Below are 18,624 nucleotides of genomic sequence, written 5' to 3'. Positions count from 1 at the left end.
AATTAATATAAACAAAACAAAAAGCCTGTACAAGTTAAAAAACTCGTACAGGCTTTTTAAGAAAGGTAGAAATTGAATTATAAGTGACTAGAATGTCCACCTTGCATAACCCAATAAGTACCAATAACTGTGATTAAAGTAATAATAATCGCAAAGATAACTTTGGCAGATTGTAAACGTCCATCTTTACCTTCAGTTAAGTGCATGAACATTAATAATTGTAATGCAGCTTGGATGAAAGCAAAACCAAAGATAATTGTTGTTTTAGCATGGAATGTCATGTTTGTGTATAGAGTTACAAAAACTGCTAATAACGTTAAAACGATTGAAGCAATAAAGCCAACTGTATGTTTTACGATTGTGTTCATCCGCTATACACCATCCCTATCATATATACGGCAGTAAAGATGAAGATCCATACAACATCTAAGAAGTGCCAGTATAAACTTACTATAAATAATTTTGGAGCATTAAATTTATTTAATCCACGTGTTGCTACTTGGATTAATAAACAAATAATCCAACCGATACCTAATGAAACATGGGCACCATGTGTACCTAATAGGATGAAGAAACTTGACCAGTAAGAGCCTACTTTAGGTGTTACACCTTCAGAAGCATAATGTGCAAATTCATAAATTTCGAATCCGACAAATACTAAGCCAAGGATTACTGTTAAAATCATCCAAAACATCATTTTACCTTTTTCTTCTTTACGTAAGTAGTAAATTGAAATACCACAAGTATAAGAACTGATTAATAAGGCAAATGTCATGATTAGGACAAGTGGTAATTCAAACAATTCAGTTGTCAATTTACCACCGTAACCGCCCCCATGTTGCAACGTTAATAACGCTGCAAATAGGGTACCGAATAATGCAAATTCGGCTGTAAGGAAAATCCAGAAGCCAAGTTTATTCAATTGACCTTCATGCGTACGTGAATCAATAGTGTTTGTATCATGACTCATGACCTACAGCCTCCCTTTCTTTAATACGTGCTTCTCTTAAACGTGCTTCGTTTTCAGCAACTTCAGAAGCTGGAATATGATAACCGTGATCTTGTACGAAACTTTGATAAATCATAGTTCCGAAGATACCAGCTACACAAATTAGGAATGGAATGATAGATTCGAAGATTAAGAAGAAACCACCAACTAACATGAATATACCCATAAATACACCAGTATGTGTGTTGTTAGGCATATGAATGTCTTTGTAGTTATGATTGTCTAAGAAATGACGACCATGTTCTTTCATATCAACAAATGTATCATAGTCATTCCAATCTGGAGTGATTGCGAAGTTGTATTTAGGTGGAATAGCAGAAGCTGTTGACCACTCTAAAGTACGACCTAAACCATCCCAGTTATCTCCAGTTGCTTCACGTGGAGATTTAATGTGGCTGTAGATAATGCTTGCTACTAAGAATAGGAAGCCGACTGCCATCATTAATGCACCGATAGTTGAGATGAAGTTTAATAACCACCAACCATCAGATGGCATATATGTGTATAAACGACGTGGCATACCGTCTAAACCAAGAATGAATTGTGGTAAGAAACATACGTTAAATCCAATCATGAATAACCAGAATGCCCATTTATTTAATTTTTCATTTAATTTGTAACCCATCATTTTAGGATACCAGAAGATTAAACCAGCTAGACAGGCAAATACTACACCAGTAACCAATGTATAGTGGAAGTGAGCTACTAAGAAATAAGTGTTGTGATATTGATAGTCAGCTGATGCCATTGCTAACATTACACCAGTAACCCCACCTAATAAGAAGTTAGGGATAAAGGCTAATGAGAATAACATTGGTGACTCAAAAGTAATACGTCCTTTATATAATGTTAATAACCAGTTAAATAATTTAACTCCGGTAGGTACACCGATTAACATTGTTGAGATTGAGAAGAATGAGTTAATTAAAGCACCATTACCCATTGTGAAGAAATGGTGAACCCAAACTAAGAAACTTAAGAACGCGATACCAGCAGTTGCCCACACCATACTTTGGTGACCGAATAAACGTTTACGAGCAAATGTTGGAATAATTTCTGAATAAATACCAAATGCAGGCAAGATAACGATATAAACTTCAGGGTGCCCCCATACCCAGAAGAAGTTTGCCCATAACATTGGCATACCGCCATCTGCTACTGTAAAGAAATGAGTTCCGAATACTCTATCAGCTGTCATTAAAGCAAGAACAACTGTGAATACTGGGAATGCTAAAATTACGATTAATGTCGTAATAAAAGTAGTTACAGTAAACATAGGCATTTGCATAAACTTCATAGTAGGTGTTTTACATCTAAGTATTGTTACAAAGAAGTTAATACCTGTCATTAAAGTACCGATACCTGAAATTTGAATTGCTACTAAGTAGTAGTTAACTCCTGGACCAGGACTAAATTCTCCTGCTAGTGGAGCATAGTTTGTCCAACCAGCTGCTGGTGATCCACCTACGATAAATGATAGGTTAAATAAAATCATACCAACAAAGAATAACCAGAAGCTGATGTTGTTCATTACAGGGAATGCCACATCACGAGCCCCAATTTGTAAAGGAACAACAACGTTCCATAAACCGAAAACGAATGGCATAGCCATAAAGATAATCATGATAACGCCGTGCGTACTAAAAATTTCGTTATAGTGATTTGATTCCAAGAAAGTATTATCCGGAATAGTTAATTGAGTACGAAGTAATAACGCATCAATACCACCACGAACGAACATTAATACTGCACAAATTAAGTACATTAAACCGATTTTTTTATGGTCTACGGATGTGAACCATTCTTTGTATAGATATTTCCATAATTTGAAATAAGTAATTACTGCGATTAAACCGATAACTAAGAATGGGGCACCAATTTGTGCCATAGTAATCATCCAGTTACCTTTAACGAGTAATTCATCCCATGGAAAATTCATTAATGTTCACCTCCATGATCATTATCTGCTTTAGACGCATTCTCGTCTTTAGCTCCTTTATTGATTTTTTCCATTTCCTTAGCGTTGTGAGTTTCTTCATCTTTGAACTCACTATCGTAAGGGTCATCGTTGCCTAAAATCATTGGCTTCATACCATGACGAGGATAGTTGACATTTGTAACTGTTACCTTACGAGCTGGTTTTTGAGGTTTATCTGTTACATCTTTGTAAAGATCTTTTTCAGCAACGAAGTTAGGATCTTTTTGAGTATAGTTGTAACGTTTATATGCATAGAAGATATACTCTGGATCAGCTGCAGGATCGACAAATGCCATGTGAGTACCACTAAATGTTAATTCTTTATTTGGAGTACTTGGTAAGATTTGTTTATCAAACTCATCTTGGCTAATAGTTTTCTTACTTTTAGCATCTTTAACCCAAGCATCGAAATCTTTTTGGTTTACAGAGTGAACTTTAAATGTTTGGCGATAGAAACCTTCACCATTGAAGTTAGAGTTACGTCCTCTGAATGTACCAGTTTGATCGGCTGTTAAAGTCCAATTCATTGTCATGCCAGTCATGGCATATTTTTGACCACCTAATTGAGGAATCCAGAAACTAGTCATTGTATCCATAGATTGTAATTTAAATACAACTGGACGGTTTTTAGGAATAGTTAATGTATTCACTGTTTCAACCTTTTGTTCTGGATAAGCAAAGAACCATTTATATCCGGCACTAACTGCATAGACAACTAATGGGTCTTCTTTACTTTCAGGTGGTTTCTCGTAATCGTATAATGTTTTAACTGTTGGAATAGCTAAAGCAATTACGATTAAGATTGGTACCACAAACCAAATTGTTTCAATTAAAGAATTGTGGTGCATCTTACCAGATTCGTCATTTTTATTGTAACTATACTTGAAAATAAAAACAGCGAACATAGTAAGTACAACAGCAACAATAACAAGCATGAAGATGATTGAGTAAATAATCAAGAACTTCTGACTACTTGCTACTGGCCCTTTTGCATTAAACACTTCTATGTTTGAACAACCACTAAGTAAAATTAGTGTGCCAAACATAAGAAGCAACGACTTAAATTTTGACACTTTTTTGACCTCCTAATACTACAAATGTAGGGCTTACCATTAATTTTAGTTTATTACGCGATATTTACAAGACCTTATTAGAAAAAAATTACAATAATAAATAGGAAAAAACTAGTAACAATAGGAATGACGGGGAATGTAAGGTTTGTTAAAATTATGTGTCTATTCTGTGAAAAATGTCAAAAATAGAGAATTGTTCGTTACATTTGAGAAACATTATCAATTCTAGCGTTTACAATAAAAATTAAATAAAAAAGACGAGATATTCATCTCGTCTTTTTCAGAAAATTGACACATTTATTTAACTTTTATGTAACGTGTTGATGATTCTTCGGCTCCCTCTGAGTCGATGACATTATATCTTACTTTATAAGTACCTACTTTTGACGTATCTACGTGACCATCAACTGTAATTTTATGTGTTAAATCACCATCTTCTTTATCATAGGCACTAATTCCATTTAATACATTATAATCTTGACCTTTTTCAATAACAATATCGTTTACTCCTTTAAGCTGTGGAGTATGATTTGAAGTAGCTTCTGCACTTAAATTTGGAGTCACAAGAGTAGCGGAGACACCGAGAGCTGAAAGAGATTGTATGAGTTTATTCATTACGTTAACCTCCGAATGTAATAAGTCATTTGAATAATTTAACTATACTTTAATTTCTGATTTTTAACATCATACTATAGTCTTAATATAGCTTATTCAAGATTAAATTTAAATGAACTTAAGATAAATAAATATTAAATTTATGTAAAATGAAAGTTCTGTGAATTTAAAAAAATCTATATTACATTATAATAAGTATTGTACTAAAATATATTTGTAGTAAATAAATATATTTTACACATATAATTTTAAGTAGGAGTGGATTTGAATGTTAACAGAACAAGAAAAAGGAATTGTAAAAGAAACTGTTCCAGTATTACAAGAAAGAGGAACAGAGATCACTTCTTATTTTTACAATAGAATGTTTCAACAACATCCAGAGTTAAAAAATATGTTTAACCAAACTAACCAACAAAAAGGATTCCAATCTACTGCTTTAGCTCAAAGTGTATTAGCAGCTGCAGTTAATATTGAGCATTTAGAAAATATTTTGCCAGTTGTTAAAGAAATTGCATATAAACATTGTGCGTTGCAAGTACCACCAGCTGGATATGATATCGTAGGAGAAAACTTAATTGAAGCAATTAAAGCTGTTTTAGGATTAGAAGATAGTCATCCTATTATTCAAACTTGGAAAAAAGCATATCAAGAAATTGCTGATGTATTTATTCAAGTTGAAAAAGATATTTATAGTAAAATGTTATGGGAAGGTTTCCAACCATTTAAAATAGAAAAAATTGACCAACTTTCATCTGATATTAAATCCTTTACTGTAGTATCAGATAAATATGATTTAAGTCAATTTACACCAGGAGAATATATTACAGTTGATGTAAGTAGTGAAAAAATGCCTTATCGTGCAAAACGTCACTATTCAATTGTTAGTGGCGATAACAATCATTTAACTTTTGCTGTCAAACGTGATGTATCTACAGACCATGAAGGTGAAGTTTCAACTATTTTACATGATGAATTAAAAGAAGGAAATGATATTAACTTATCAGCTCCAGTAGGTCCATTTGGTGTGGTTAACCAAAATCAACCACAAGTATTTATTGGTGCGGGTATTGGTGTCACACCACTTGTTTCAATGTTTGATAAAGTAGCTGAAAATGGAAGTCATGCACAGTTTATTCAAGTAACTGGAGACGTTAACGATACACCATTCACTTCTCATTTAAAAGATATTTCAAAACGCTACGACAACGCGAAATATGAATTATATGATAGACAAGCTAAAGGTTATTTAACTAAAGAAACTCTTGAAAATTATGTGAATAATGATAGTGAAGTATATGTTTGTGGAAGTGCTAAATTTATTCAATCAGTGATTGAAGTATTAAAAGAAATAGGCGTAAGCCAAGAACATATTCATTATGAAACATTTGTTCCAAAATTAAGTGTTTCAGTATAAATGTAATATATTATTAAAAAAAGAGAGAGGCATAATTAATTTGAAATTATGTCTCTCTCTTTTTTAATAATAAACGTTTGAATTTAAATTATTCAATGCCTCTACGCATTTTTTCAGCTAATAATGTATTATTTAAAACCATCGTAATAGTTAAAGGACCTACACCGCCTGGTACTGGAGTAATAGCACCTGCAATTTCTTTTACTTCTTCAAATTCAACGTCACCTTTTAGTTTGCCATTTTCATCAGGAGTATTACCTACATCCACAATCACTGCGCCTTCTTTTACATCGTCTTTAGTAACTAATCCAGGTTTACCTACTGCACTGACGATAACATCTGCATGTTTTAAATGGCTATGCATATCTTTAGTACGTGAATGTAAGATTGTTACTGTCGCATTTGCTTGTAATAATAACTTAGACACGGGTTGACCTACAATGTGACTTCGGCCAATTACGACAGCATTTTTACCTTCTAAATCGATATCTGCATGTTTTAAAATTTCCATAATTCCTAATGGTGTACAAGGAACAAACGTTTGTTCATCAATGTATAATTTACCAATGTTTGATGGGTGAAAACCATCAACGTCTTTTTCTGGATTAATTGCTTCTAAAATTTTTTGTTCGCTAACCTGTTTAGGAAGAGGTACTTGGACTAAAATACCACTTACCGAATCATCATTATTTAAACGATCTAGTTCTTTTAATACGTCTTCTTCAGAAGTATCTTCAGCTAAATGAACAATTTCAGATATCATCCCTATTTTTTCAGCAGCTTTCTTTTTAGAATTAACATAGCTTTGACTTGCACCATCATTCCCAACTAAAATAACGGATAATTTTGGTGTATATCCCTTTTCTTTTAAAGTTTCAACTTGGTCTTGCAACCCTTGTCTATAATCTTTTGCAATATGTTTCCCATCTAAAATTTTTGCAACCACAAAAAACTCCTCCTTGTTTATTAAACATCTGTCTATAGATTAACTTTAAAGGTATAAAAACGTCAAATTTTAGCTAAAAAGCGTAAATTAAGTTAAGAAACATAGATAAAGTTCGATTTTTGATTGAAATTAAATCTTATACTTGGTATGCTATACGTGTAATATACAACTAATAAGATTTATATTTTAAACTTTGAAAGGGTGTACAAAGTGAAAGTAGCAGTCATTATGGGTAGTTCCTCAGACTGGAAGATTATGCAAGAAAGTTGTGCAATGTTAGAACAATTTGAAATACCATATGAAAAGAAAGTAGTGTCAGCACATCGTACGCCAAAGTTAATGTTTGATTTTGCAAGTGAAGCACGTAGAAACGGTTATGACGTTATTATTGCTGGCGCTGGTGGTGCAGCACATTTACCTGGGATGGTTGCTTCAATGACAACGTTACCTGTTATCGGTGTACCTATTGAATCTAAAAGTTTAAAAGGACTAGATTCACTATTGTCTATTGTTCAAATGCCTGGTGGAATTCCTGTTGCTACAACGGCAATCGGTAAATCTGGGGCTAAAAATGCTGGTATTTTAGCAGCGAGAATTTTAAGTATTGGAAATGATTCAGTTTGTAAACATCTTGAACAATATGAACAATCTTTAGTAGATAAGGTAGGCGAAATGCAAGATGAACTTCAATAGATTAAAGTTCGGAGCAACAATTGGTATTATTGGTGGAGGACAATTAGGTAAGATGATGGCACAATCTGCCCAAAAAATGGGCTTTAATGTAGCGTGTTTAGATCCTAATCCAGATAGTCCATGTAAATCAATAGCAGATGTTTTTATCACGGCAGAGTATGATGATGAAGAAGCCTTAAACAAATTGGGTCAACAATCAGATGTGATTACTTATGAATTTGAAAATATATCTGCTCAACAACTTAAGCAACTAACTCAACAATTTAACATTCCTCAAAGTTATCAAGCAATTGAATTATTACAAGATCGTTTAACTGAAAAACAAACATTAGAATCTGCAGGTACGAAAATTGTTCCTTATGTATCTTTAAAAGATGAAAAAGATTTGAATCAAGCAATTGAAACATTAAGTTATCCATTTATCGTAAAAACACGTTTTGGTGGATATGATGGTAAAGGACAAATTTTAGTGAAAAATGATTCCAATGTTGAAGAAGCTAAAGTACTTGTTTCAAAACATGAATGTGTGGCAGAAAAATTTTTAGATCTCGATCGAGAAGTATCTTTAACTGTAACGATTGGTAATCAAAAACAAATTGCTTATTTCCCACTACAAGAAAACGAGCATCGTAATCAAATACTATTTAAAACTATTATTCCAGCTAGATGCGATAAAGAGCAAGAAGCGAGAAAAGAAGTAGATAAAATAATCGAAAAAGTTCACTTTGTTGGTACTTTTACCGTGGAATTCTTTATTGATAAATCAAATCACTTATATGTAAATGAAATTGCACCGAGACCACATAACTCTGGACATTATACGATTGAAGCATGTGATTATTCTCAATTTGATACACATATCTTAGCAGTAACTGGTCAAGATTTACCTCAAGAGATTGAAATTTTAAAACCAGCTGTGATGTTGAATTTACTAGGACGCGATTTAGACTTATTAGAAGATAAATTTGGAGATCATCCTGAATGGCATGTCCACATCTATGGAAAAACAGAACGAAAACCGGATAGAAAAATGGGGCATATGACCATTCTTACAAATAATGTTAATGAAACTGAAAATGAAATGTTGAAACAATTTAAAGGGAGAGAATAATCAATGTCATTACTTTATGAAGGTAAAGCAAAAAGAGTATTTTCAACTGAAACAGTACATCAGTTGAGAGTTGAATACAAAGATGAAGTCACAGCAGGTAACGGCGCCAAAAAGGATAAGATGCAAGGGAAAGGACGTTTAAATAATCGAATTACTTCAATTATTTTCGAATATTTAAATAAACATGGCCTTGAAAGCCATTTTATTAAACAGCTTTCTGAAACTGAGCAATTAGTTAAAGAAGTAAAGATTATACCACTAGAAGTAGTTGTAAGAAATATTGCGACAGGTTCTATTACGAAACGTTTAGGTTTTGAAAAAGGCCATGTATTTGATGAACCACTTGTAGAGTTCTTTTATAAAAATGATGATTTAAATGATCCATTGATTACTGATGATCATGTCAAATTACTTCATATTGCTAATGATGAGGAAATTAAGACATTAAAAGATATGGCTAAAAATATTAATAAAGTATTAATTCAATTAATGAATGAAATGGATTTAAGATTAGTAGATTTTAAAGTTGAATTTGGAAAAACAGAAAATGGTGATATTTTATTAGCGGATGAAATTTCACCAGATACTTGTCGTATTTGGGATAAATATTCAGATACGAATTTCGATAAAGATGTATATAGAAATGATACTGGTTCTTTAATAGATACGTATCAAACATTTTTGGATAAATTGGAGGAACTAAAATAATGAAAACAATTGAACTTCACATTACATTACAACCACAGGTATTGGATACACAAGGTCAAGCATTAAATCGTGCTGTGCATGACTTAGGTTATAAACAAGTTAATGACATTAGAGTAGGTAAAGTATTATATATGACTGTTGATGAAGCTACAGATGAAGCAGTAAATAATATTATTACGACATTAAGCGAAAAGTTATTTGCTAATACGGTTATTGAAGAATATAGTTATAAAATTGTTGATGAAAAGGAGAATGCATAATATGAAATTTGCAGTTCTCGTTTTTCCAGGATCTAACTGTGATAGAGATATGTATAATGCAGCTATTAAAACAGGTGCAGAAGCTGAATATGTAGATTATCGTGAAACATCTTTAAAAGGTTTTGACGGGGTATTAATTCCAGGTGGTTTTTCATTTGGTGACTATTTACGTTCAGGGGCTATGGCAAGTGTCGCTCCAATTATTAGCGAAGTGAAACGTTTTGCCAGTGAAGGTAAGCCCGTTTTAGGTGTATGTAATGGATTCCAGATCTTAACTGAGATAGGACTATTACCCGGCGCCTTATTACATAATGATTCACATCTATTTATTAGCAGAAATGAAAAACTGAAAATTGTTAATAATCAAACTCCTTTTACTAATTTATATGGAGAAAATGAAATTGTTGTTTATCCTGTAGCACATGGAGAAGGACATTATTATTGTACAGATGATATGTACAATGAATTAGTTGAAAATAATCAAATTATTTTAACATATGAAGATAACCCGAATGGGTCTCATGAACATATTGCAGGTATTGTAAATAAAGCAGGCAATGTATGTGGAATGATGCCTCATCCTGAAAGAGCACTTGAAACACTTCTTGGTACAGACAGTGGTGTTAAATTATTCGAAGCAATGGTAAATAGTTGGAGGGAACAAAATGTCTAAGTTTATCGAACCTAGTATTGAAGAAATTAAACTTGAAAAACTATATCAAGACATGGGTTTAAGTGATGAAGAATATAATAAGGTACGTGAGATTTTAGGAAGAGAGCCTAACTTTACAGAAGTAGGTATTTTCTCAGTCATGTGGAGTGAACATTGCTCTTATAAACATTCTAAACCTTTCTTAAAGCAATTCCCGACAACTGGCGAGCATGTCCTTATGGGACCAGGTGAAGGTGCTGGAGTTGTAGATATTGGTGATAATCAAGCGGTAGTTTTCAAAGTAGAATCTCACAATCATCCTTCAGCAATCGAACCTTATCAAGGTGCAGCTACTGGTGTAGGAGGTATCATCAGAGATATCGTATCGATTGGAGCAAGACCCATTAACCTACTAAATAGTTTGCGATTCGGTGAATTATCAGTAAAACAAAATCAACGTTTATTAAAAGGCGTTGTCCGTGGTATTGGTGGTTACGGTAATTGTATTGGTATACCAACTACAGCAGGAGAAATCGAATTCGATGAACGTTACGATGGAAATCCGCTTGTCAATGCAATGTGTGTAGGTGTTATCGATCACGATATGGTACAAAAAGGTACTGCTAAAGGTGAAGGAAATTCAGTCATTTATGTAGGCCTTAAAACTGGACGTGATGGTATTCATGGTGCCACATTTGCATCTGAAGAATTAACTGAAGAAAGTGAAAGTAAACGACCTTCAGTACAAATTGGTGACCCATTTGTAGGTAAAAAATTAATGGAAGCCACACTTGAAGCAATCACATTTGATGAACTTGTAGGTATCCAAGATATGGGAGCAGCAGGTCTTACCTCTTCTTCATCAGAAATGGCTGCTAAAGGCGGTAGTGGATTAGTACTGTATCTAGATCAAGTCCCAACACGTGAACCAGGAATCTCACCATATGAAATGATGTTATCTGAAACACAAGAAAGAATGTTACTTGTTGTTGAAAAAGGAACAGAACAAAAGTTCTTGGACTTATTTGATAAACATGAACTTGATAGTGCAGTAATTGGTGAAGTAACGGATACTGACCGCTTCGTTCTTAAATACGAAGATGAAGTGTATGCAGATATTCCTGTTGATGCACTAGCTGATGAAGCACCTGTCTATATTTTAGAAGGTGAAGAAAAAGAATATAATACCTCAAAAAATGATTATAGTGAGATCAATGTACAAGATGTATTTAAGAAATTATTAAAGCATCCAACAATTGCTTCGAAACATTATTTATATGAACAATACGATCAACAAGTAGGTGCTAATACCATTATTAAACCTGGACTACAATCATCTGTAGTAAGAGTTGAAGGAACAAATAAAGCCATTGCTTCAACTATTGATGGTGAAGCTCGATATGTATTTAATCAACCTTACGAAGGTGGGAAAATGGTTGTGGCAGAAGCTTATAGAAATTTAATTGCTGTAGGCGCAACACCATTAGCTATGACAGACTGTTTAAATTATGGTTCTCCAGAAAAGAAAGAAATTTACCAACAATTGATTGATTCTACAAAAGGAATGGCAGAAGCTTGTGAAGTATTAAAAACACCGGTAGTATCAGGAAACGTTTCTTTATATAACGAAACTAGAGGAACTTCTATTTTCCCTACACCAGTAGTAGGAATGGTAGGACTCATTGAAGATATTCAATATTTAAATGATTTCCATCCAGAAACAGGGCATACATTATATCTTGTAGGAGAAACAAGAAATGATTTTGGTGGAAGTCAAATTGAAAAACTTTTATATAGTAAAGTCAATCATGAGTATGAAGAAATTGATTTAGGTGATGAAGTGGCAAAAGGCGAAGCAATAAAAACATCTATTAGAAATGGAATTGCTTCTCATGTACAAACTGTAGGTAAAGGCGGTTTACTTATTACGCTTGCTAAAATAAGTGCTTATTATAATTTAGGATTAGAAGCAAAAGTAGAACTCTCTGATGCACAATTATTTAGTGAAACACAAGGACGTTATGTCGTTGCAGTCAAAGAAGGACAAACACTAGATGTCGATGGAGCTATTAAAATTGGTGAATTAACAGATGTTGATGAATTTAAAGTATCTAATACTACATCTACAATTACAGAAAAAGTCTCAGATATTAAAGCAATTTGGGAAGGAGCTATTTCAGAATGTTTAACTACAGTGGATTAAACGAAGAATGCGGTGTCTTTGGCATTTGGAATCATTCAGAAGCAGCTCAGTTAACTTATATGGGATTGCATAGTTTACAACATAGAGGGCAAGAAGGTGCAGGGATTGTAGTTTCTGATGAAGATACTCTAAAGGGTGAACGTGGTTTAGGTTTACTTACTGAAGCCATTAAAGAACCACAACTTAATAAACTAAAAGATGGCAATCATGCTATTGGACATGTTCGTTATGCGACATCAGGAAATAAAGGTATCGAAAATATCCAACCATTTTTATATCATTTCTACGATATGAGTGTCGCAATTTGTCATAATGGTAATTTAATTAATGCACAAACTTTAAGACAATACCTTGAAAAACATGGTGCCATTTTCCACTCATCTTCTGATACTGAAGTGATTATGCATTTAATTCGTCGTAGTAAAGCTCCTACATTTGAAGAGGCGCTAAAAGAAAGTTTACGACAAATTAAAGGTGGATTTACTTTCGCGATATTGACTAAAGACGCTTTGTATGGTGCTGTTGATCCAAATGCGATTCGTCCTCTAGTAGTTGGTAAGATGCAAGATGGAACATACATTTTAGCTAGTGAAACATGTGCCATAGATGTGCTAGGAGCAGAATATGTCCAAGATATTCATGCTGGAGAGTATGTTGTCATTAATCACAATGGCATTGAAGTAAAATCATATACAAGTCACACTAACACAGCTATTTCAGCAATGGAATATATTTACTTTGCGCGTCCAGATTCAACAATTGCTGGAAAAAATGTGCATGCAGTTCGTAAAGTTTCTGGTAAAAAATTAGCTCAAGAAAGTCCGGCTCAAGCAGATATGGTTATCGGTGTTCCAAACTCATCATTATCTGCAGCTAGTGGCTATGCTGAAGAGATTCAATTACCTTATGAAATGGGGCTTGTGAAAAACCAATATGTCGCACGAACTTTTATTCAACCTACACAAGAATTACGTGAACAAGGAGTACGCGTTAAGCTATCGGCAGTGAAAGATATTGTAGAAGGTAAAGACATTATTTTAGTTGATGACTCTATTGTAAGAGGAACAACAAGTAAACGTATTGTCAAAATGCTTAAAGATGCTGGAGCAAATAAAATACATGTACGTATAGCTTCTCCAGAATTTATGTTCCCTAGTTTTTATGGAATTGATGTGTCTACTACTGCTGAATTGATTTCTGCTAGTAAATCTCCAGAAGAAATTTGTGAGTATATTGGTGCAGATTCTCTTGCATATTTAAGTGTTGAAGGTCTTATAGAATCAATTGGATTAGATTTTGATGCACCATATAGTGGATTATGTGTAGAAAGTTTTACAGGAGATTATCCAGCAGGTCTATTTGACTATGAAGAAAACTATTTAAATAATTTAAGTACACGTCAAAAAGAATATATTGATAATCATAAACATTATTTTGATAGAGAGGGAAATATACATGTCTAAAGCTTATGAACAATCAGGTGTTGATATTCATGCAGGTTATGAAGCGGTAGAAAGAATGTCTAGTCATGTTCAACGTACAATGCGTAAAGAAGTACTTGGTGGATTAGGTGGATTTGGTGCGACTTTTGATTTATCCCAGCTTAATATGAAAGCGCCAGTATTAGTCTCTGGTACAGATGGTGTAGGAACAAAATTAAAGCTTGCCATTGATAATAATAAGCATGACACGATTGGTATTGATGCAGTTGCCATGTGTGTAAATGATATTCTTACAACGGGCGCAGAACCGCTATATTTTTTAGATTATATAGCAACAAATAAAGTTGTTCCGGAAGTGATAGAGCAAATTGTAAAAGGTGTGAGTGATGGTTGTGAAGCTACTCATACTGCTCTTATTGGTGGAGAAACAGCCGAGATGGGTGAAATGTATCACGAAGGAGAATATGACTTAGCAGGTTTTGCTGTAGGGGCAGTCGAAAAAGATGAATATATTGATGGATCTGAAGTAGAAGAGGGACAAATTATCATTGGTTTAGCTTCTAATGGAATTCATTCTAATGGGTATAGTTTAGTAAGAAAGTTAATTCAAGAATCCGGAATTAATTTGAATGATTCATTTGATGGAAGTACTTATCTTGATACATTTTTAGCTCCGACTCAATTGTATGTGAAACCTATTTTAACTTTAAAAGAAAAAGTTAAAATCAAAGGCATGAATCATATTACTGGTGGCGGATTTTATGAAAATATACCTAGAGGCTTACCTAACGGGTTAGCAGCTAAAATTGATACACAATCCTTCCCAACACCAAAAGTATTTGAATGGTTACAACAACAAGCTGACATTGAAACGAGTGAAATGTATAACGTTTTTAATATGGGCATAGGCTATACTGTCATTGTAAATAAAGAAGATGTATCTAAAGCACTTGATATCTTAAAAGAACAAGATATTGCTGCATATCAAATAGGGGAAATTGTTAAAAGTAATGATGCACCGATTTATCTTGAGGGGGTATAGATATGACTAAGGTGGCTATATTTGCCTCTGGATCAGGAAGTAACTTCGAAAATATTGTATCTAAAGTTGATAAGGGGCACCTTAATAATATAGAAATTACTTCTTTGTATACAGATCATCACGATGCTTATTGCATTGAGCGTGCAAAACAGTTGAAAGTGATGGTTCATATTAATGAACCTAAAGACTTTGAAAACAAAGCAGAATATGAACAAAAATTAATTCAACTTCTTCATAGTGAAGAGGTGGAGTGGATTATCTTAGCAGGTTATATGAGATTAGTGGGACCAGACTTATTAAATGCTTATGAAGGTAAAATATTGAATATTCATCCTTCATTATTACCAAAGTACAAGGGGAAAGATGCAATTGGTCAAGCATTTAATAGTGGGGATAAGGAAACAGGTTCAACAGTTCACTATGTAGATAGTGGAATGGATACGGGAGAAATAATTGAACAACGAAAATGTGATATAAAACCGGACGATACAAAAGAAGCGTTAGAAGAACGTGTGAAACAATTAGAATATGAACTTTATCCAAGTGTAATAGCTAAAGTTATTAAATAAGGAGCATAGTTAATCATGAAAAAAGCAATTATTAGTGTTTCAAATAAAAGTGGAGTCGTGGAATTTGCTAAATCATTAACGCAATTAGATTATGAATTATATTCAACGGGTGGTACAAAACGTGCTTTAGAAGAAGCTAATGTAACTGTTAAATCTGTATCAGAGTTGACGCAATTCCCTGAAATTATGGATGGTCGTGTAAAAACGTTACATCCAGCAGTACACGGTGGTATTTTAGCAGATCGTAATAAACCTGAACATTTAGAACAATTATCAGAACAACACATTGATTTAATTGATATGGTTGTGGTCAACTTATATCCTTTCCAACAAACTGTAGCTAATCCAGATGTAACTGAAGATGATGCAATTGAAAATATCGATATTGGTGGTCCAACTATGTTACGTGCTGCAGCCAAAAATTTTAAACATGTAACAACCATTGTCCATCCATCTGATTATAATGAAGTCATTCAACGAATTAAAGAACATCGACTTGATGAATCATACCGTAAGTCATTAATGATTAAAGTATTTGAACATACAAATGAATATGATCATGCAATTGTAAGTTTCTTCAAAGGAGATAGTGAAGAATTACGATATGGTGAGAATCCTCAACAATCAGCACGTTTTGTTCGTACTTCTAATAGTAAACATACTATTGCTGGTGCGAAACAATTACATGGTAAGGCATTGAGTTTTAATAATATTAAAGATGCAGATTCAGCATTAGCATTAGTGAAAAAATTTAAAGAACCAGCTGCCGTTGCAGTTAAACACATGAATCCATGTGGTGTAGGTATTGGCACTGATATTGAAACTGCATTTAAACATGCGTATGATGCAGATAATCAGTCTATCTTTGGTGGGATCATTGCACTCAATAGAACAGTTACCAAAGATTTAGCGGAAACGTTACATTCTATTTTCTTAGAAGTTGTCATTGCACCAAAATTTGATAAAGAAGCTTTAGATATTTTAACTCAAAAGAAAAATATTCGCTTATTAGAAATTGATATGACAATTGATAATCGTGAAGAAGAATTTGTTTCAGTCTCAGGTGGATATTTGGTTCAAGATAAAGATAATTACGAAGTGTCTAAAGAAGAAATGAAGGTTGTTACAGACGTTGAACCTACCGATGCTCAGTGGGAGGCAATGCTTCTAGGATGGAAAGTTATTCCATCAGTGAAAAGTAATGCAATCATTTTAAGTAATAATAAACAGACAGTTGGAATTGGTGCAGGACAAATGAATAGAGTAGGTGCAGCTAAGATTGCATTAGAGCGCGCAATTGAAATAAATGACAATGTAGTAATGATTTCTGATGGCTTCTTCCCAATGGATGATACTGTTGAACTTGCTGCAAAACATGGTATTAAAGCTATTATTCAACCAGGCGGTTCAATTAAAGACCAAGATTCGATTGATATGGCTAACAAACATGGTATTGCTATGGTTACTACTGGTATGCGTCATTTTAAACACTAATTTAAAATAATTGAGAGAATAGAGGGAGAAAAGAAATGAATGTTTTAGTTATAGGTGCAGGCGGTCGTGAACATGCATTAGTATCAAAATTACATCAGTCGCCACTTATTGAAAAACTTTATGCTATTCCTGGAAATGATGCAATGACTCATTTAGCTGAAATACACACTGAAATTGCTGAAACCGACCATGAGGCTATTTTACAATTTGTCCACCAACATCATATAGAATGGGTGATTATTGGTCCAGAACAACCATTGATAGATGGTTTATCTAATAAATTGAGAGACAATCATGTTAAAGTCTTTGGTCCTAACAAAGAAGCAGCCCAAATTGAGGGTTCTAAATCTTTTGCTAAAAGGTTAATGGAAAAATATGATATTCCAACTGCTGATTATAAAGAAATAGACAATAAAACTGAAGCACTTAATTATGTAAATGAATGCGAATTACCTATTGTAGTCAAAAAGGATGGGTTAGCTGCTGGTAAAGGCGTAATTATTGCTAATACACGAGATGAAGCAATTGAAGCGGTAGAAGTGCTATATCCACAAGAAGATGGAAAAGTTGTCTTTGAACAATTTCTTGAAGGAGAAGAATTCTCATTAATGACATTCATTAATGGTGATTATGCAGTTCCTTTTGACTGTATTGCTCAAGATCATAAACGTGCCTATGATAATGACGAAGGTCCTAATACTGGTGGGATGGGCGCTTATTGTCCTGTTCCTCATATTTCAAATGACGTTTTAGAACGTACAAACAAAGATATTGCTCAACCAATTGCTAGAGCGTTAAAAGAAGAGGGTTATGACTATTTTGGTTTACTTTATATAGGTGCAATTTTAACTAAGGAAGGTCCTAAAGTTATTGAATTTAATGCACGATTTGGTGATCCAGAAGCGCAAGTATTGTTAAGTCGTCTAGAAAGTGACTTGATGGCACAAATCGTTGCTCTAGACCGTAAAGAACCTATTCGTTTTCAATGGATTAACGATTATGTGGTAGGAGTAATGCTTGCTTCGAAAGGCTATCCTGGGTCATATGATAAAGGTGCAGAGGTTTCAGGCTTTGAATTAAATAACCATTATTTCGTTAGTGGTTTGAAAAAAGAAAATGATACATTTCTTACATCTGGCGGACGAGTTGTATTAGCCATTGGAAAAGGAAAAACTATTCAACAAGCACAAAAAGATGCTTATGGAAATGTAGAAAAAATTAAGAGTGATCAACTATTTTATCGTAAAGATATTGGAAATAAAGCGCTCAAATAAACTAAAAATAATAGCCCATAGATGACATTCATCTATGGGTATTTTATAATGCTAGGGCTTAATATACTAGCAAGATTAATTTACTGTGTTTTTGAAACTGTTTTTATCTTTGAACTCAATCTTTACTTTAGTTTGTTTTAT

18 protein-coding genes are annotated in these 18,624 nt (G+C 33.5%); 12 read left to right on the top strand and 6 right to left on the bottom strand.

Translation table 11 applies throughout. The annotated features are described in order from the left end of the window. Nucleotides 1-77: 77 nt before the first annotated feature. The 5 genes from qoxD to MHI13_RS08155 all read right to left on the bottom strand — a co-directional run bounded on the left by qoxD (nucleotide 78) and on the right by MHI13_RS08155 (nucleotide 4,675). The gene (gene qoxD, locus MHI13_RS08175) at nucleotides 78-368 is read right to left on the bottom strand and encodes a cytochrome aa3 quinol oxidase subunit IV (protein WP_002448242.1); all 291 of its coding nucleotides are present in this window, start codon (nucleotides 366-368) and stop codon (nucleotides 78-80) included. Next, on the bottom strand, nucleotides 365-970 hold the full coding sequence (gene qoxC / locus MHI13_RS08170; protein WP_017175778.1) for a cytochrome aa3 quinol oxidase subunit III: 606 nt from the start codon (nucleotides 968-970) through the stop codon (nucleotides 365-367). The genes qoxD and qoxC overlap by 4 nt, the downstream gene beginning before the upstream one ends. Next, a complete protein-coding gene (gene qoxB, locus MHI13_RS08165) occupies nucleotides 960-2,948 on the bottom strand; it encodes a cytochrome aa3 quinol oxidase subunit I (RefSeq protein ID WP_017175777.1) in 1,989 nt (662 codons plus the stop codon). Before qoxB ends, qoxC begins: the two co-directional genes overlap by 11 nt. Then, nucleotides 2,948-4,060, bottom strand: coding sequence for a cytochrome aa3 quinol oxidase subunit II (gene qoxA / locus MHI13_RS08160; protein WP_054105425.1), 1,113 nt, complete (start codon nucleotides 4,058-4,060; stop codon nucleotides 2,948-2,950). The genes qoxB and qoxA overlap by 1 nt, the downstream gene beginning before the upstream one ends. Before the next feature lie 297 nt (nucleotides 4,061-4,357). After that, on the bottom strand, nucleotides 4,358-4,675 hold the full coding sequence (locus tag MHI13_RS08155; RefSeq protein ID WP_017175775.1) for a DUF5011 domain-containing protein: 318 nt from the start codon (nucleotides 4,673-4,675) through the stop codon (nucleotides 4,358-4,360). 268 nt (nucleotides 4,676-4,943) lie between these two features. Between MHI13_RS08155 and MHI13_RS08150 the strand changes: the two genes are divergently transcribed. Further along, nucleotides 4,944-6,089 carry a globin domain-containing protein gene (locus tag MHI13_RS08150; protein WP_017175774.1) on the top strand — a complete coding sequence of 382 codons (1,146 nt, stop codon included), beginning with the start codon at nucleotides 4,944-4,946 and terminating at the stop codon, nucleotides 6,087-6,089. Nucleotides 6,090-6,177: 88 nt separating this feature from the next. Here the strand turns inward: MHI13_RS08150 and folD are convergent, their stop codons facing one another. Next, on the bottom strand, nucleotides 6,178-7,035 hold the full coding sequence (gene folD / locus MHI13_RS08145; protein WP_049379555.1) for a bifunctional methylenetetrahydrofolate dehydrogenase/methenyltetrahydrofolate cyclohydrolase FolD: 858 nt from the start codon (nucleotides 7,033-7,035) through the stop codon (nucleotides 6,178-6,180). A gap of 210 nt (nucleotides 7,036-7,245) precedes the next feature. Between folD and purE the strand changes: the two genes are divergently transcribed. Genes purE through purD form a run of 11 tightly spaced genes read left to right on the top strand, consistent with a single transcriptional unit; the run spans nucleotide 7,246 to nucleotide 18,483 of the window. Next, nucleotides 7,246-7,728, top strand: coding sequence for a 5-(carboxyamino)imidazole ribonucleotide mutase (gene purE / locus MHI13_RS08140; RefSeq protein WP_054105426.1), 483 nt, complete (start codon nucleotides 7,246-7,248; stop codon nucleotides 7,726-7,728). Then, the gene (gene purK / locus MHI13_RS08135) at nucleotides 7,715-8,839 is read left to right on the top strand and encodes a 5-(carboxyamino)imidazole ribonucleotide synthase (protein ID WP_054105427.1); all 1,125 of its coding nucleotides are present in this window, start codon (nucleotides 7,715-7,717) and stop codon (nucleotides 8,837-8,839) included. Before purE ends, purK begins: the two co-directional genes overlap by 14 nt. 3 nt (nucleotides 8,840-8,842) lie before the next feature. Next, complete coding sequence (gene purC, locus MHI13_RS08130; RefSeq protein ID WP_019835351.1) at nucleotides 8,843-9,547, top strand: phosphoribosylaminoimidazolesuccinocarboxamide synthase; 705 nt, start codon at nucleotides 8,843-8,845, stop codon at nucleotides 9,545-9,547. Continuing rightward, a complete protein-coding gene (gene purS, locus MHI13_RS08125) occupies nucleotides 9,547-9,807 on the top strand; it encodes a phosphoribosylformylglycinamidine synthase subunit PurS (RefSeq protein WP_002448160.1) in 261 nt (86 codons plus the stop codon). Before purC ends, purS begins: the two co-directional genes overlap by 1 nt. A gap of 1 nt (nucleotide 9,808) precedes the next feature. Then, entirely contained in the window at nucleotides 9,809-10,480 is a 672-nt protein-coding gene (gene purQ, locus MHI13_RS08120) for a phosphoribosylformylglycinamidine synthase subunit PurQ (RefSeq protein WP_017175770.1), read from the top strand. Further along, nucleotides 10,473-12,662: a phosphoribosylformylglycinamidine synthase subunit PurL gene (gene purL, locus MHI13_RS08115; RefSeq protein ID WP_017175769.1), complete on the top strand. Its 2,190-nt coding sequence runs from the start codon at nucleotides 10,473-10,475 to the stop codon at nucleotides 12,660-12,662. The genes purQ and purL overlap by 8 nt, the downstream gene beginning before the upstream one ends. Beyond that, complete coding sequence (purF, locus tag MHI13_RS08110) at nucleotides 12,641-14,125, top strand: amidophosphoribosyltransferase (protein WP_017175768.1); 1,485 nt, start codon at nucleotides 12,641-12,643, stop codon at nucleotides 14,123-14,125. The genes purL and purF overlap by 22 nt, the downstream gene beginning before the upstream one ends. Then, nucleotides 14,118-15,146, top strand: coding sequence for a phosphoribosylformylglycinamidine cyclo-ligase (gene purM / locus MHI13_RS08105; RefSeq protein ID WP_017175767.1), 1,029 nt, complete (start codon nucleotides 14,118-14,120; stop codon nucleotides 15,144-15,146). Before purF ends, purM begins: the two co-directional genes overlap by 8 nt. A 2-nt stretch (nucleotides 15,147-15,148) precedes the next feature. After that, nucleotides 15,149-15,715 carry a phosphoribosylglycinamide formyltransferase gene (gene purN, locus MHI13_RS08100; RefSeq protein ID WP_017175766.1) on the top strand — a complete coding sequence of 189 codons (567 nt, stop codon included), beginning with the start codon at nucleotides 15,149-15,151 and terminating at the stop codon, nucleotides 15,713-15,715. A 15-nt stretch (nucleotides 15,716-15,730) separates the two neighbouring features. Continuing rightward, nucleotides 15,731-17,209 carry a bifunctional phosphoribosylaminoimidazolecarboxamide formyltransferase/IMP cyclohydrolase gene (purH, locus tag MHI13_RS08095; RefSeq protein WP_017175765.1) on the top strand — a complete coding sequence of 493 codons (1,479 nt, stop codon included), beginning with the start codon at nucleotides 15,731-15,733 and terminating at the stop codon, nucleotides 17,207-17,209. A 35-nt stretch (nucleotides 17,210-17,244) separates the two neighbouring features. Next, on the top strand, nucleotides 17,245-18,483 hold the full coding sequence (gene purD, locus MHI13_RS08090; RefSeq protein WP_019835355.1) for a phosphoribosylamine--glycine ligase: 1,239 nt from the start codon (nucleotides 17,245-17,247) through the stop codon (nucleotides 18,481-18,483). The last annotated feature ends 141 nt before the right edge of the window (nucleotides 18,484-18,624 follow it).

The sequence above is a fragment of the Staphylococcus sp. FSL K6-0223 genome, from assembly GCF_038008285.1.
This window is presented reverse-complemented; position numbering and strand designations above follow the sequence as displayed.

Coding starts and splice junctions, on each gene's coding strand:
- MHI13_RS08150 (WP_017175774.1), top strand. CDS start 4,944: ATGTTAACAGAACAAGAAAAAGGAATTGTAAAAGAAACTGTTCCAGTA.
- purC (WP_019835351.1), top strand. CDS start 8,843: ATGTCATTACTTTATGAAGGTAAAGCAAAAAGAGTATTTTCAACTGAA.
- MHI13_RS08155 (WP_017175775.1), bottom strand. CDS start 4,675: ATGAATAAACTCATACAATCTCTTTCAGCTCTCGGTGTCTCCGCTACT.
- purF (WP_017175768.1), top strand. CDS start 12,641: ATGTTTAACTACAGTGGATTAAACGAAGAATGCGGTGTCTTTGGCATT.
- qoxD (WP_002448242.1), bottom strand. CDS start 368: ATGAACACAATCGTAAAACATACAGTTGGCTTTATTGCTTCAATCGTT.
- purH (WP_017175765.1), top strand. CDS start 15,731: ATGAAAAAAGCAATTATTAGTGTTTCAAATAAAAGTGGAGTCGTGGAA.
- purD (WP_019835355.1), top strand. CDS start 17,245: ATGAATGTTTTAGTTATAGGTGCAGGCGGTCGTGAACATGCATTAGTA.
- qoxB (WP_017175777.1), bottom strand. CDS start 2,948: ATGAATTTTCCATGGGATGAATTACTCGTTAAAGGTAACTGGATGATT.
- purL (WP_017175769.1), top strand. CDS start 10,473: ATGTCTAAGTTTATCGAACCTAGTATTGAAGAAATTAAACTTGAAAAA.
- purK (WP_054105427.1), top strand. CDS start 7,715: ATGAACTTCAATAGATTAAAGTTCGGAGCAACAATTGGTATTATTGGT.
- qoxC (WP_017175778.1), bottom strand. CDS start 970: ATGAGTCATGATACAAACACTATTGATTCACGTACGCATGAAGGTCAA.
- purM (WP_017175767.1), top strand. CDS start 14,118: ATGTCTAAAGCTTATGAACAATCAGGTGTTGATATTCATGCAGGTTAT.
- purS (WP_002448160.1), top strand. CDS start 9,547: ATGAAAACAATTGAACTTCACATTACATTACAACCACAGGTATTGGAT.
- purQ (WP_017175770.1), top strand. CDS start 9,809: ATGAAATTTGCAGTTCTCGTTTTTCCAGGATCTAACTGTGATAGAGAT.
- purN (WP_017175766.1), top strand. CDS start 15,149: ATGACTAAGGTGGCTATATTTGCCTCTGGATCAGGAAGTAACTTCGAA.